This is a genomic window from Bacillus sp. FSL M7-0307 (assembly GCF_038627835.1).
In the GTDB taxonomy this organism is placed as follows: Bacteria; Bacillota; Bacilli; order Bacillales; family Bacillaceae; genus Bacillus; species Bacillus altitudinis.
In genome coordinates, this window is the sequence record NZ_CP152023.1 from 1774330 (window position 1) to 1788637 (window position 14308).

The window sequence follows — 14308 nt, forward strand, 5'->3', positions numbered from 1 at the left end:
GAGGTCAATTTAACTCTCGTGATTGCCAAACATGCTTGTGATGGCATGCACTACTTCAATTCCTTGGTAAACGAAAAGAGAAAGTGAAGTGACAGAGAACAGACCTAGAATGAATACTCTTAAGAAAAATAACATCGTGTAAAACCTCCCAATTTTTGTTTGATTTAAATGGTTGGGTTAACACGAGCTACTCGGAAATTCGAAGACTGGTAGAACACTGCAAGTAAATGCTTCTTTTTCCGGTCAAATCGATCAGTATAAGTGATGCGTGCAAATCCAGCTGCCATACTGCCAATGACTAGCAGTGCTGTAAATGCCGCAAATACTGCGTTCACATGTTTTTGTTTCTTTTCATCGCCTGCTGTCTGAACGATTTTCATTTCATGTGATTCTTGATCAGCAACCACCTTTGCATGATGGTATACCTGAACGGAATGAGGCATTGAGAACAAATGAAAACTTGCAAGTGCTATGAATAAGACTGCTAATTTTAACAGCATATTTTTTTTCATTTTTCTCACCCCTTCCTGTTTATTTTCATGATCTTACCACGTTTTCAGTTATTTGAAAAGTCTTATTTTTTTACTTTCCCTCTTTAAAAAAGCGCTAAACATCAAGACATCTATAGGACTGTTTCACTTCATGAAAGGTTTCAATTTTATTTATTAAATTTAAAAAAAGTACCGAGATCAAAGATCCGGCACTTTTTAAAAAGAATGTATTGATGTCGGTTTTGCAACAGCTTTTGTAAAGATTCCTGCAATACAAATGGCAAACAGAACAAAAATAAACGCATGAAGCAGTCCGACTTGATTGGCGAGCAGTCCTAAAACAGGGGGCCCTGATAGAGAGGCTGTATACCCAGATAAAGTGACGATACTGACACGCTTGACAGCATAGCGGCTATCATCACCAGCTGCTGAAATGGTCAGCGGGAAGCCTAAGGATGCGCCAAGTCCCCATAAAAAGATAGATATCATACACACGACGAGTGAAATCTTTAAAATCACCAAGAATAGTCCGGCGGCAGCAGATAAGATCGCGATTCTTAACAATAGCACCCTACCAAAGCGATCAATAAAACGTCCGCTTACCAGTCTGCCACTAATCATCCCGCACAAAAATAATGCATAGATGACCGTACTCATTGAATGAGAAACCTGATAGCCATCAACCATTGCTAGTGGAATCCAATCATTTGCAGAACCTTCTACAAATGCGAGACATAAGGCAATCATCGCTAATGAGATCGTTCGTTTGTTCAGCCATGATGTTTGAGAAGCCTCAATTGATTCTGTCTGCGTCTCATCCTGATCTTTTCCTGTCCCGTGCGGAATAAACCGTGTACAAATCAGGATACTGAGAAAGAAAAGGAGTGCAATGGTGAGAAGGTGAATGAGGACAGACACACCTAAATAAATAAAGAGAATTCCGGCACCTGCACCAATTAACGTTCCAATACTGAAAGAAGCATGCAAAATCGGCATGATCGTTCTCTTGATCTGATACTCAATCTCCGTTCCTTCTAAGTTCATGGCTACATTGCACATGCCTGAGCCTGAACCAAAAAGAAAAAGACCAGCAGTGACAATTAGCATAGAAGAGAGTGCGGCGCCGATTGCAAGGGTTGAGAATCCAATAAACATTAAAAAAGCGCTGACCACAATCGCCACTCGGCCGCCTTTTTTGCGAACGAATACATTGGAAAGAATCAGCCCGACAATGGAACCTACAGATAGGCCGAGTAAAATGAGTCCCATTGTGCCTGTATCTGCTTGCAACAAATCTCTCACTTCTGGTGTTCTTGAAAACCAAGTGGAGATGGAGATCCCAGACATCGTAAAAATAACAATGATCGCTTTATACCACTTTAATTTCATCTAATCCCTCATATCTATGTAGTCTTACAGAACAAATCTACTCGATTATAAAGGAGACTTCTTGATTCGTAAATAACATGAGGGAGGATCATCATGAAGAAAATATTCTAACTTCATCATTCTTTGATAGAATAAAGACAAAAGGGGCGATACATATGTCATATCGAATGGGTGTTTTAAAGGGAGACGGGATTGGACCGGAAATTGTTGATTCTAGTATGCGTATTTTAAAGACAGCGTTGTCACAGTTCAATGAACCATTTGTGGAATTTGTAGAGTGTCCTATCGGTGCTGAAGCCATTCATTCTCATCAAGATCCAGTGCCAGCTTCTACTATAGCCGCCTTGAAAAAATGCCATGGCTGGATATTAGGACCTCATGATTCAGCTTCATATTCTGATCAAGTGAAAGAAAGAAGAAATCCAAGTGGAGAACTGCGTCATACATTTGATTTATTTGCAAATATTCGTCCATCGCAATCGCTGCCAGGTGTAAAAAGCGTTGCCAGTGGCGTCGACCTGGTCATTTTTCGAGAAAATACAGAAGGCTTTTATCCAGACCGGAATATGTATCAGGGGACAGGAGAGTGGATGATTACACCAGATGTCGCCATATCTACAGGTGTGTTTACAAAAAAAGCAATTACCCGTATTGCCCACGCGGCCTTTCAATGTGCAGTGGAGAGGAGGGGGAAAGTCACCATTGTTCATAAAGCGAACGTGATCAAATTAGGATCTGGCTTGTTTTTACGAACATGTCAAGAGGTAGCGAAAGCATATCCGCAAGTAGAGGTTGAGGATATTCATATTGATGCGATGGCTGCCCATTTAGTGAGACGTGCAGGTGATTTTGATGTGATTGTGACAGAAAATATGTTTGGCGATATTTTATCTGATCTTGCAGGGGAACTAGTCGGCAGTTTAGGAATGGCACCCTCATTAAATTGCAACGAAAATCAAGCGATGGCACAGGCGGCACATGGATCAGCACCGGATATTGCTGGTCAAAATATCGCCAATCCAATGGGCATGATTCTTTCTACAGTGATGCTTTGTAACTGGCTACATGTGAAATATCAAGATGAAAGATTAAAACAGACAGCCAGTCTGATCGAACATACTCTTGATGAGACCTTAAAAAAGAACTTGAAAACGAAGGATTTAGGAGGAAATGAGACGACGACACAATTCACCGAGGCATTCATTCAAACGATGAATGAAGTTTCAATAAAAGGGAGATGAACATGAAAACAGAAAAAGAAAAGATGATCAAGGGAGAATACTATCACCCAAATGACCACACATTGATGGCAGATCGAGCAAAAGCGCGACAAATGTACATATATATACAGCTGGACATCCGTTAAATCCAGAAGAACGTCAAAAACAGGTATTGAATTCGGCAAATCAGTCACAATTGGACATCATGCTGTCATTGCATTAGGATCCGTTGTGACAAAAGATGTTCCGGCAAATGTGATTGTTGGCGGGAATCTTGCAAAAATCTTAAAACATTTAGAGGAATGAAAATCTAACAAATCAACCGTTGGATTTTCATTTTTCGTTTTATCTCAATAAGATAAGTATACTTAATAATGAGACAAAAAATTTTAATTGTTCTTTAACTTCCTAGAATATATATTATGTAAACTAGAAGAGTTCAAGTTCAATTTTAAGTTTTGATATTATATTATAAATACCACCTCTCTTCCAACTCGTGTTTAGTAGCTCTTCTCCAAGTCGGCACAAAGAGAACGTTCTTTGTAATGATTCGATTCGGCATTACAGAGAACGTTTTCTAAGCGCTAGCATAAATCTTATGAATGGTTATGTCTTATCTATTAATTAATGCAAAAAAAGAGAACCTTTGACTTGATCCTCTTTATTATTAGATTTTATATTCAATCGACTCAAACGCAGCACTATTTTCCAGTCTCAGCAAACTGTTTCAATCGATCTCCAATTTCATCTCTTACCCTTTGGAAAAATGCCCACTTCTCTTTTTCTGTTCCTTCTGCTTTTGCTGGATCATCAAAGCCCCAATGGACACGTTCGACATGAGGAGGAGTCATCGGGCATTTATCAGCTGCGTCCCCGCATAGTGTTACGACTAAGTCAGCGTGATGTAATATCTTCTGATCAATCAGGTCAGACGTTTGATTAGAAATATCAATCCCTATTTCTTTCATTGCTTTTACAGCATTCGGATTTAATCCATGAGCTTCAATACCAGCGCTATAAACCTTCCACTCATCTCCAAGATGCTTTTTAGCCCAACCTTCAGCCATTTGACTGCGGCAAGAATTACCGGTACATAAAAAGTAAATTGTTTTCTTTGACATGTTGATCGTCTCCTTTAATGTATAATCAATAGCCAGAAATACAAAGCTAAAAGTGTAATGAATAGTGTTGGTACAGTTAAAATGACCCCTATTTTGAAATATGTCCCCCAGGAAATCTTCACACCTTTTTGAGAAAGGACATGGAGCCATAGAAGTGTTGCTAAGGAGCCAATGGGCGTAATTTTCGGGCCTAAATCAGAACCAATGACATTTGCGTATATTAACGCTTCTCTCATCATTCCTTGTGTATCGGTGCCGGATATGGCTAATGCATCGATCATGACCGTCGGCATATTATTCATGACAGATGAAAGAATCGCTGCTATAAATCCCATACCAAGAGTCCCTGCTAATAAACCTTGATCTGCTACAGCTTGAATCACGCTTGAAAGAGCATCAGTAAGCCCTGCATTTCGCATGCCATAGACAACAACGTACATACCTATGGAAAAGAAAACAATCGCCCAGGGAGCTTCTTTTAGAACGCTTTTTGTTTGAACAGCAGGGCTTTTTTGTGCAATGACCAAGAATAAAATGGCAATCACACCAGCTATGACCGATACAGTTATAGATAAAAATTCGCTTGCAAAATAACCAATCAATAAAAAAGCTAATATATACCAAGATAATCTAAACATCTTTGGATCTTTTATTGCTTCACTTGGGTGTTTTAACTCATTCATATCATAGCGTTTAGGTATACTCTTTCTAAAGAAAAGGTACAGTACAGTGATACTCGCAAGCAACGAAAAAAGGTTTGGAACCACCATTCTGGATGCATATTCAATAAACGTAATGTTAAAATAGTCGGCTGTTACAATGTTCACTAAATTACTAACGACAAGGGGCAGTGAAGTTGTGTCTGCAATAAACCCACTCGCGATAATAAAAGGGAATACTATTTTTTCATTGAAGTTTAATGCTCTGACCATGGCTAAAACAATGGGTGTCAAAATAAGTGCTGCACCGTCGTTTGCAAATAAAGCAGCGACGATTGCACCAAGGATGGTCACATACACAAACATACGCAACCCACTGCCTTTTGCAGCTTTTGCCATATGCAATGCTGCCCATTCAAAAAAGCCGATTCGATCAAGGATGAGTGAAATGACGATAATGGCGACAAAAGCTAAAGTCGCATTCCAAACGATGCCTGTCACGGTGATCACATCGTCAACATTCACAACACCTACGATTAATGCTAAAATGGCCCCTCCACATGCGGACCACCCTATGGATAGATTTCTTGGCTGCCAAATAACCAATACCAAAGTTAACAAAAATATGAGTAATGATAAAACGGCAAAACTCAAACCCATCCCTCCTCACGAACAAGAAATGTTTGTTGCGTTCTGTTGTATTCTTTTTAAAAGGTCATCTTCTTTATTAATTTGATTTAAGATCATACGAATCGTCTCAATTTCTGGACACAGTGTATTAATTGAATAATAACGCCACTGCCCTTTTCTGTTCTCATTGACAAATCCAGCTTTTTTTAATTTTCGTAGATGCTGACTAATAGCTGGTTGACTCATTTCGAACATATCTACCAGTTCACACACACAATATTCTTTCTCCAAAAACAATTTCATCATGATCAGTCTTGTTTGATCACTGAGTGTTTTTAAACAATTCGACATATGTGTCACACCAATTGAAACATCTGCAGTCACAATGATTACCCCCTCTTTTCAAATATGGGTGTCGGTCCCTGTTATCAACTCCTTCAACAGTATATAACTGAAAACTTATATAATCAATTGATTATATGAATTTAAACAAAAATTTATTCTTAGTTATGCTCCCCTTTCATTTCACCTTAAGGAAATTCTATTTTTGGATCATAATAGCTATCATTTTTGTGCCAGCATGCTGTTGGATTTATGATGCTATCATGAGTCATTAGGGGGGGGGTAAGTACCAGTACCAACATTTTTTTGCAAACCAATTTTCTGCTTATGCTTTGGTTATTGTGTAATGTCGAGCTGTTTGAATATGTTCTAATATCGCTTTCGTACTTTATTGCAAGCAAAAAGCCATGTCACTTAAGACATGGTTTTACGTCATGAACACAAATGAAAAACTTTATCCTTGACCTCTATTTTATTGAGGGAAAGAATCAATTGATCCGTAAAGATTCTCTTTACTTTATATAAATCCCAAAGGCTCATTTTGTTGATGTGCCAGTTCCATTCCCATTCCCTCTGCTAGATGGAGAGCGTTCATTTTATCCATATCATCATCTGGCCAATTGCGGATCAGTTGACGCAATCTAACTGCAACGGTCTGACAAACATCTGGCATTAAGTAACTATCAGAATCCGAAAGATCAAGCAAAGGAATGATGTCATCTGTAAAGTTTTCAAATGGTATGTCCCCGCCAAATCCCTCCATTCCATCTAAATTCATACCGATACATGCTGCTAACCTGCATCTAAAATCATGGAAGTCGGTGTAAGACCAATGTGCTTCGCAATGAGTAAAATCCATTCCCGCGAATCATTCCTCCGTTTTCAAATTGTAATGGTCGTTTCAACACTCGCTAATATCACTCCTGATTGATCATATAATAGGTCAACGAGCACGCAACTCTCTATTCTACCTGGGTTTCTAAGGTTTATGTTGATTTAATCCCTGCACCACAAAGAGGAATGATGATGGTTTCTGCTGATTCCTTTTGATATTTCATGTAGCCAGCAAAATTGATGGCAGATGTCACCTCTACATAAAATCCTTTCTCACTTAGTTTAGAGCGTGCATGGAGAATTTCTTCTTCTTCAATATCAATAAACGTACCATTCGTCTTGTATACAGCTTCTAAAATTTGTTTAGAACGCGCCGGGGCAGCAATAGCTATTCCTTCTGCTACAGTCCCTTTATTTGTCATAGGCGTTGCTGATTCCTCCGCATGTTGAAAAGCTTTCACAAGTGGTGCGCAGTTCTTTGCTTGTACGGCAATAATTTTCGGTATTTTATGAATGAGACCATTTTCGAATAACTCTTTAAAGCCATAATACGCACCGAGCAGCAGAGTGCCGTTTCCAACCGGAATGATTAAAGCATCCGGTGCTCCTTTTAGTTGCTCATAGATTTCATAGGCGTATGTTTTTGTACCTTCGAAAAAATAAGGGTTATAGACATGGCTTGCATAAAAAACGTTTTCCTCGTCTACTGCCTTTTGGGCCGCAGCTGCAATGTCTTCTCGTGTACCATGAATTTCTTTAATCGTTGCTCCGTGGGCTTTTATTTGAGCGACTTTTTTAGGTGATGTTTGATCACTTAGATAGATGTCACAGGCAATACCACAACGCGCAGCATACGCAGCAATTGCCGTTCCTGCATTCCCGCTGCTATCAGCAATGACTTTTGTTACCCCTAATTCCTTAGCTTTTGTCATTAACACAGCTGCTCCACGGTCTTTAAATGATAGTGTCGGCATCATATAATCAACTTTTACATAAGTGTTTGGCTCATTAGGATCTAGAACGATTAAAGGAGATTGGCCCTCCCCCATTGTCACAGTTTCCCACGTCTTAGAATCTTTTTGAAATGGCATGGTTTCAACATAACGCCATAATGAATTTGGATAGTGATCCCAAGCTGTGACGTCTATTTTCGGGGTATCTTTCACTAGATTTAATACTCCACCACAATCACATTTCCATAGAGTTGGTGTCATCTCATATTTTTCCCCGCAATGGTTACAAATTAATTGATTCATTCATCATCTACCCCTTTGAATATTTTTTTATACAAAATATAATTTTTTATATAGGGTGGTCAAAAAAATATTCTAAATATATGCAATGGCATCCATTTCAATTTTGAAACCAAAATGTAATTCATTCGTTGGTACAATCGTACGAGCTGGTTTATGTTCACCGAAAAATTCGGTATAAACCGCATCTACTTTGTCCCATAATTCAATATCTGAAATGTATAATGTCATGCGCAAAATCTTTTCTTTTTGACTTCCAGCAGCCTCTACAATCATCTCTACATTCTTAAGCGCTTGTAATGTCTCTTTTTCAATGGGGCCGAACTCTTTTTCTGTCGTTTCAGGATTGATGGCAAATTGTCCTGACACATAGACCGTGTTTTGATGAATGGTTGCGAATGCATAGTGTCCGTTTGATTTTAGATTTCCTACCTCGAGTATGCTTTCCATGTTGACACTCCTTACCTCGATTTATTTTTGATTTCATCCAAATAGCTATAGACGGTTACTTTGGAAATACCTAACATAGATGCGACCTTCTCAACAGATCCTTTCATTAAAAAAATGCCCTTTTCATCCATAAATTTGATTAGTTCAATTTTTTCATGACGTTTCATGACTGGGTGAACACTGTTTTGAATGATTTGTTGAATCAATTGATCTACTATTTCTTCCACATTTTCAAGATCATCATTTGATGTTGTTTCTTTCTCTTGAGCTTCCACGTGTGTAGTAAGAAAAGTATCCATAAATTGCTGCATTTGATTCAGTGCTTCAACATCAAAATTGATACAGAAAGCACCGATCACTTTTTGCTTTGAATCACGTATTAATGAAGTCGAAGAACGAATCGTACGCTTATCTTCTGTTACAAATGTATAACCAGCCAGATAATCTTCTTTAAAATCTTCTGATTGTAATACAGTCTTGACTAGATGATCAAATGATTGGCCGATTTCTCTTCCTGTCACATGGTTATTTACTGTAAACATGACAGATGCTTGAGGATTCGTTAAATCATGAATCACCACTTCACAATTTGGTCCAAACATTTTTGCAGTAGATTTTGCTAAAGGAATATAACTCTCTAATAACTTTTTAATATGTTCCATGCCTAAGCACCTCATTTTTTTATTCCACTAGATTATATAATTTTTTATATATAAAAACAATATATAGATTTATTTATATACTATAATGCTCACAAGGTCACAAATATGAAAATCACCACATAAAAAAAAGCAGCCATTGACTGCTTTTTGCTTATGCTCCTTTCTAATTGTCTTCCTGCTGGATTCCATACAAAATGACGTCAATTCCCCATCGGAACCGTTCCATTGATACGGTATCACCTGCAAACATTTCTTCTTTTACAAGATGAATGAAAGGAAACTGCGTTTTGTCTGCTTGAAGAAATGCTTTTTTTGTGTCTGAAATCTGTGAAGAGCCTTGTTTCTTCCAAGAGACCTTTTCGTATGCTACAGAAGATACGTATAACAGCAATAGGTCTACTCCCCATGCTGCAGATGTAGATTTGATCCCGCCTTCATGCAATGCAGCGAGAATACGTTCGGTCAAGTGAAGAAAGTTCGTTCCTTGTGGAATGGTGGAAAGAGAAATTTCAGCGAGACCCGGTTTTTCGAATAGCAGTAGGAAATAAGTATGCAATAGGTCGAATAACTGTTCTTTCCATGTGCTATCCTTTGAATCTGGATAAACCATTTGCCCGAGACCATAATCCAATACGTAAGCACTGAGTTCTTGAACATTGTTCACGTAGACATACAAGGATGCAGGTCCCGTATCCAATGCTTTAGCCACCTTACGCATACTCATGCCCTCTATTCCTTGCTCCTTAAGAAGCTCATAGGCCGTTTTCACAATAAGCTCACGGCTTAAGGGTTCTTTAGCCGGCCGAGACCGGCGACTTATAATACGACGATTTGAATTGTTCATACTCTCTTTATAACATGTCAAAGTAAAATAGTAAATTGAGCATCAATCATCATCCTTTTGAAAAGAATTCATCATATCTGCAAGCTTGACCGCAGCGTCTTTTGAAAAACACAGTTTTAAACTATTCTCCGATTCATGAGCTTTTTCCGATGAATATTCGTACATCATGTCTTCGTATTCTTCAATCGCCTTTTCAATATGATGAGGATGTCGGACAATAGCAAGTGCTAGCTCCCTTGCATCAAACATCGCCATGTTCACACCCTCGCCTGCGAATGGCGACATGACGTGAGCTGCATCACCGATAAGCGTAACTCCTTTATGACGATTCCATTTAAAACCGACAGGAAGCGTATAAATCCGTCTTGGAATGATGGCATCTTCTGCATAACGAATATAATTTTTCAGCTGATCATCCCAATCACTAAATAACGCTAATAATTGTTCTTTTGCTTCTTTCGCTTGATGAAACGGTATACCACAAGTCTCGATCCAGTTGCGTTCTACCATAAGGCTTGCATACACTTTGATTCGGCCATCTCCGTTTAACTGCCCAATCAGTCCTTTATGGTCTTCTAAAGCAAACATCTTACCACGTTTATTAAATTCAGCTAAATCAGGGTGGTTCACCTCTACGCTGAGGACATTTAATTCCAGCATCGTAAGCCCAGAATATTCAATCTCAATATCTGTTAACAGAGGACGCACACGAGAAAAAGCACCATCAGCCCCAATCAAAAGGTCAACTGTTTCGACAATTCCATTTTCAAAATGAAGCTCTGTCATACCTCTTTCTAATGAAACGCATCTTTCTAGTTTATACCCATATTTGATGGTTTCAGCATCAATTTGTTCTAACAGTAGTTCACATAACACACCACGATCAATTTCCGGGCGAGTACCTTTTTGATCTGATTCCGTTTCTTCATCTAAATAAATTCTTCCTGATTTATCAAGTAATCGGAAATCTTCCCCTTCATAGCGGGCCTTCTTTTGAAATTTCTCATAAACTCCTGCTTCTTTTAAAGCTTTTTGACCTGTTTCTTCGTGAATATCCAGTGAGCCGCCTCGTTCAAGGCTCTTGTCATGCATCTCTCGTTCATAAATGGTTGTTTGTATACCGTAATTTTGCAAAATTAAGGCAAGTGTTAGTCCCCCAGGTCCTCCTCCAATGATAGCGATTTGCTTTTGATCCTTAGATAATGATGTCATCTTCTGCATCTCCTCATCCCTTTGTGGAAATCGTTTTAAATTACATCTCATTTATATCATAACGAACATCGTTCGTAAAGAACAGTGTTCGTTTAAAAATCGTTTGTTTTACGATTGTGTTTTCATGAAAAGAAACCAATCGCCCAACATCATATGATACACTCCATTTAGGACGGTTAAAGGTTGTCGAATCATAACAACGATACTTAGGATCAGTAGATCTCCATTGTTCTCATTCTAAGTGTAAGAGGTGTTCTTATGAATAAATTATTGGCCATGTTGATATTAGGATTGAGCTTTAGTGGTGCCGCGCTCATTCTTTCAGTCCCTTTGTTATTCAAACCGAAAACAGAACAATTTGAGCTGGTGTTTGCTGCTGGATCATTGGGCGCTTTCGCAGTATTTGCTGTCTCATGCCTAGTGCTTCGAAAGCAATTCAATCGCTAAAAAACCTAAACAAAATCCACCGTCATGAACAGTGGAGATTTGTTTAGGTTTTTGTGATTTTTTAATATGAATTTAAAGAATGTGGTATAAGCTGACACCGATACTGAGAGCGAATAAAACAAGTGCAGGGATTGCTTTTTTAAAGGGATCTTTGGCCAATACGATCAGAGTAAATGCAGCTGCCAGCATCGTACCTCCTAACAATAAGCCTGATAATAATGCTAATGTTGGGATCCATATGCCGGCTAGCATTCCAGCAGCGCCTATTAACTCAAGAGCCCCCGTTAAAATATTGAAAAATGCGGGTAAACCAAATCGTTTAAACTCTTCTGCCATTTTTCCTGATATGATTTTCGTTCCTGTGAGGAAAAAGAAAACGGCTAATACAATTTGTAGAATAAGAATGAAAATAGTGATCACATCTTTCTAAGTTATTTGACCAGAAAGGGTCGCTTAATGGACACCGGTTTCTGGGGCCATCTTAATAAAATCTCACTTCCACATTGAATGGATGAAATTTATATGTCATAGCATATATCGTGCAAAAATAGAGGTTGTTTCTACCTTACAGATTTATCAAGATGGATAGTCTGAATAGAATAATTTGTTTAAAAGTAATTTTAATTGTTCAATCTCTTCATCGCTTAATTGATTTGTCACAGTTCGATGTGCATCCATGACGACAGGAAGAATCGCCTTTTTGATCTCGTCCCCTTTTTCTGTTAAAAACAGGTGATGCGAGCGCCGGTCTTGTTCATTATAGATTTTTTTGACAAGCCCTTTTCGTTCCATTGACTGGATCATTCTTACGACAGTGGTTTGATTTTTATCAATGCCTTCTGCCAATTCTTTTTGAGTTGAGCCTTTTTCACGGCTAAGAATACTAATAATACTCCACTGCTCTGGTGTAACACCGTATGGCTTTAACCTATTCGTAAAATAATTCGTCATTTTCACATCAGTGCGATGAACGAGATAACCTATTAAATCATGTAACTTCATGTAAACACCCTCTAATCATTTTATATGCTATAGCATTTATATTAGTGGAGCGGTTAAACATTGTCAAATTGTCTACATGTTATGCTTAAAATCAATTCCTGACATGATATACGGCAATGTTGATTTGATAAATTCTTCTGAAGATATGTGCGAACTATTTTTTCTCCACTCAACAGAAGCTCCGTGAATTCCCCAGCTTAAAAAAACAGCCGTGACCTTCAACACTTGCTTTTCGACATTTGTATATTGATTCACTAACAACTGATAAAAAATAATTTCAAGCTGTTCTCGAACAATTGGAGCAAGTTCAGTTTCATATTCTACTTGGCAGCGGTTATGCAGAGATTGTTGGAAACTGGCTAGCGCTTTAAAAATATTCATCATTGTATCTTCATCTAGTTTACTATTGTTAAAATTGATACTTTCTAAATTAATCGACAATACTTCTGAGAGTGTTTTATCTAATAAATCGTATTTATCCTCAAAATGATAATAAAACGTGGCTCGGTTAATCATGGCTTCTGCTGTCACATCTTTCACCGTAATATCCTTAAATTCCTTTTTCGATGAAAGCTTCATGAAAGACTCCATGATTAATTTGCGCGTTCTTAATACACGCGGATCTGTCTTTGGCTGCGTCATCTTCTTCCCCCCTTCTTTTTAAACACATGCTTGAATCTGTCGGATAAACAACAAATTGAAGAAATTATTGGTGTTGATCTCACTCATTCTGTCTTAAGATTCAATTGTAAAGCAAATGATGACTTGATTCAAACAACTGATCAGGACACATTTTTTCCTGAAAAATTAAGGAGGAAACAACTTGAAAAATAATGACATGTTTTGTGATTTAGAAACTGGTGTATGCGGTGTAGGTGAAGAAGATATTCAGGTCATTGACTTTCACCAACCTAAAAAAAACATTACGCTCTACTATGTAACAGATCCAATTTGTTCTCATTGCTGGGCAATTGAACCTGTCCTGCGCCGATTTAAAGAGCAATACGGACATTATTTTCATTTCCAGACTGTGTTAGGTGGACTGCTAGAGAAATGGCATGACGGTCCAATTGATCCTGCGAACGGAATTTATAAGCCTGCTGATGTTGCGGGTCACTGGAGAGAAGTCGGAGAACATTCTCGCATGCCAATTGATGGGTCCTTAATGATTGACAATCCTGTTCAATCCTCCTACCCGTCCTCTCGTGTGTTCAAAGTGATTCAAAAACATCACGGTGATGAACAAGCCTATACGTTTTTACGCCGTGCAAGAGAAGCGCTATTTGCATTCAATCAAAATATATCGGATATTGCAGTTTTGATTGATATCGTCAACAACCTTGGATTGAACGGAGATGAGATTTTACATGAAGCGGAGCTCCATAGCGGACAAGACTTATTAAATCAAGATTTTGCTCTTGTTCGAGACCTCGGTGCAAGAGGTTTTCCGACCATCATCTTCGTCAATGAAGAAAATAAAGGAGTTAAAATCACGGGTGGTCGACCATTAGACGTCTATGTGGATGGATTAAAGCAAGCTTTAAACACAGAAGAGCTTCAACCGAAAAAGCTACCAGCGGTTTCTGCCTTACTCGAAAAAGAAAAATGTCTATTCTCTAAAGAGATTGAAGTGATGTACGATATTGATCAATCGGGTGTGCAGACTTTTATGGAGAAAGAACTTTCACAAGTACCGTTTCATATGAAAGAAGCTCTAGGAGAACAGTATTTCACAACTTCAACATAAGGAGA

The 14308-nt window shown here is 38.3% G+C and carries 18 protein-coding genes and 1 pseudogene; 4 read left to right on the forward strand and 15 right to left on the reverse strand.

The annotated features are described in order from the left end of the window. Positions 1 to 9: 9 nt before the first annotated feature. The 3 genes from MHI41_RS08990 to MHI41_RS09000 all read right to left on the reverse strand — a co-directional run bounded on the left by MHI41_RS08990 (position 10) and on the right by MHI41_RS09000 (position 1880). Positions 10 to 135 (reverse strand): hypothetical protein, encoded by a 126-nt coding sequence (locus tag MHI41_RS08990; RefSeq protein ID WP_008343787.1) that lies wholly within the window; start codon positions 133 to 135, stop codon positions 10 to 12. Between the two features lie 29 nt (positions 136 to 164). Further along, positions 165 to 512 (reverse strand): hypothetical protein, encoded by a 348-nt coding sequence (locus MHI41_RS08995; RefSeq protein WP_008343786.1) that lies wholly within the window; start codon positions 510 to 512, stop codon positions 165 to 167. A 195-nt stretch (positions 513 to 707) separates the two neighbouring features. Next, positions 708 to 1880, reverse strand: a complete 1173-nt coding sequence (locus MHI41_RS09000) for an MFS transporter (protein WP_342494727.1) — start codon at positions 1878 to 1880, stop codon at positions 708 to 710. 77 nt (positions 1881 to 1957) lie between these two features. Between MHI41_RS09000 and MHI41_RS09005 the strand changes: the two genes are divergently transcribed. After that, positions 1958 to 3121 carry an isocitrate/isopropylmalate dehydrogenase family protein gene (locus tag MHI41_RS09005; protein ID WP_342494728.1) on the forward strand — a complete coding sequence of 388 codons (1164 nt, stop codon included), beginning with the start codon at positions 1958 to 1960 and terminating at the stop codon, positions 3119 to 3121. A 2-nt stretch (positions 3122 to 3123) separates the two neighbouring features. Continuing rightward, positions 3124 to 3406, forward strand: a pseudogene (locus tag MHI41_RS09010) (maltose acetyltransferase domain-containing protein). Positions 3407 to 3801: 395 nt separating this feature from the next. Here MHI41_RS09010 and arsC read toward each other — a convergent pair. The 9 genes from arsC to MHI41_RS09055 all read right to left on the reverse strand — a co-directional run bounded on the left by arsC (position 3802) and on the right by MHI41_RS09055 (position 11107). After that, positions 3802 to 4221, reverse strand: a complete 420-nt coding sequence (arsC, locus tag MHI41_RS09015; RefSeq protein WP_251186042.1) for an arsenate reductase (thioredoxin) — start codon at positions 4219 to 4221, stop codon at positions 3802 to 3804. 14 nt (positions 4222 to 4235) lie between these two features. Then, entirely contained in the window at positions 4236 to 5534 is a 1299-nt protein-coding gene (locus MHI41_RS09020; RefSeq protein WP_342494729.1) for an arsenic transporter, read from the reverse strand. Between the two features lie 12 nt (positions 5535 to 5546). Next, positions 5547 to 5861 carry a metalloregulator ArsR/SmtB family transcription factor gene (locus MHI41_RS09025; RefSeq protein WP_173408458.1) on the reverse strand — a complete coding sequence of 105 codons (315 nt, stop codon included), beginning with the start codon at positions 5859 to 5861 and terminating at the stop codon, positions 5547 to 5549. Between the two features lie 508 nt (positions 5862 to 6369). Then, positions 6370 to 6711 carry a hypothetical protein gene (locus tag MHI41_RS09030; RefSeq protein ID WP_342494730.1) on the reverse strand — a complete coding sequence of 114 codons (342 nt, stop codon included), beginning with the start codon at positions 6709 to 6711 and terminating at the stop codon, positions 6370 to 6372. 127 nt (positions 6712 to 6838) lie between these two features. Next, positions 6839 to 7942: a threonine synthase gene (locus MHI41_RS09035; protein WP_342494731.1), complete on the reverse strand. Its 1104-nt coding sequence runs from the start codon at positions 7940 to 7942 to the stop codon at positions 6839 to 6841. Positions 7943 to 8014: 72 nt separating this feature from the next. Next, on the reverse strand, positions 8015 to 8389 hold the full coding sequence (locus tag MHI41_RS09040; protein ID WP_017367342.1) for a RidA family protein: 375 nt from the start codon (positions 8387 to 8389) through the stop codon (positions 8015 to 8017). Between the two features lie 11 nt (positions 8390 to 8400). Next, positions 8401 to 9051, reverse strand: coding sequence for a PAS domain-containing protein (locus MHI41_RS09045; protein ID WP_035700980.1), 651 nt, complete (start codon positions 9049 to 9051; stop codon positions 8401 to 8403). Positions 9052 to 9214: 163 nt separating this feature from the next. Further along, the gene (locus tag MHI41_RS09050) at positions 9215 to 9895 is read right to left on the reverse strand and encodes a TetR/AcrR family transcriptional regulator (protein ID WP_342494732.1); all 681 of its coding nucleotides are present in this window, start codon (positions 9893 to 9895) and stop codon (positions 9215 to 9217) included. Positions 9896 to 9937: 42 nt separating this feature from the next. Continuing rightward, positions 9938 to 11107, reverse strand: a complete 1170-nt coding sequence (locus tag MHI41_RS09055) for an NAD(P)/FAD-dependent oxidoreductase (RefSeq protein ID WP_342494733.1) — start codon at positions 11105 to 11107, stop codon at positions 9938 to 9940. 258 nt (positions 11108 to 11365) lie between these two features. Here MHI41_RS09055 and MHI41_RS09060 point away from each other — a divergent pair, with 258 nt between their 5' ends. Further along, on the forward strand, positions 11366 to 11554 hold the full coding sequence (locus tag MHI41_RS09060) for a hypothetical protein (RefSeq protein WP_057079479.1): 189 nt from the start codon (positions 11366 to 11368) through the stop codon (positions 11552 to 11554). Between the two features lie 72 nt (positions 11555 to 11626). Here MHI41_RS09060 and MHI41_RS09065 read toward each other — a convergent pair whose 3' ends face one another. The 3 genes from MHI41_RS09065 to MHI41_RS09075 all read right to left on the reverse strand — a co-directional run bounded on the left by MHI41_RS09065 (position 11627) and on the right by MHI41_RS09075 (position 13198). Next, positions 11627 to 11974, reverse strand: a complete 348-nt coding sequence (locus MHI41_RS09065; RefSeq protein WP_076821624.1) for a DoxX family protein — start codon at positions 11972 to 11974, stop codon at positions 11627 to 11629. Between the two features lie 156 nt (positions 11975 to 12130). Further along, positions 12131 to 12556 carry a MarR family winged helix-turn-helix transcriptional regulator gene (locus tag MHI41_RS09070; protein WP_058337221.1) on the reverse strand — a complete coding sequence of 142 codons (426 nt, stop codon included), beginning with the start codon at positions 12554 to 12556 and terminating at the stop codon, positions 12131 to 12133. Positions 12557 to 12628: 72 nt separating this feature from the next. Further along, entirely contained in the window at positions 12629 to 13198 is a 570-nt protein-coding gene (locus MHI41_RS09075) for a TetR/AcrR family transcriptional regulator (RefSeq protein WP_212356292.1), read from the reverse strand. Between the two features lie 181 nt (positions 13199 to 13379). On the opposite strand from MHI41_RS09075, the gene MHI41_RS09080 reads away from it, so the two are divergent. Beyond that, positions 13380 to 14303 (forward strand): DsbA family protein, encoded by a 924-nt coding sequence (locus MHI41_RS09080; protein WP_342494734.1) that lies wholly within the window; start codon positions 13380 to 13382, stop codon positions 14301 to 14303. The last annotated feature ends 5 nt before the right edge of the window (positions 14304 to 14308 follow it).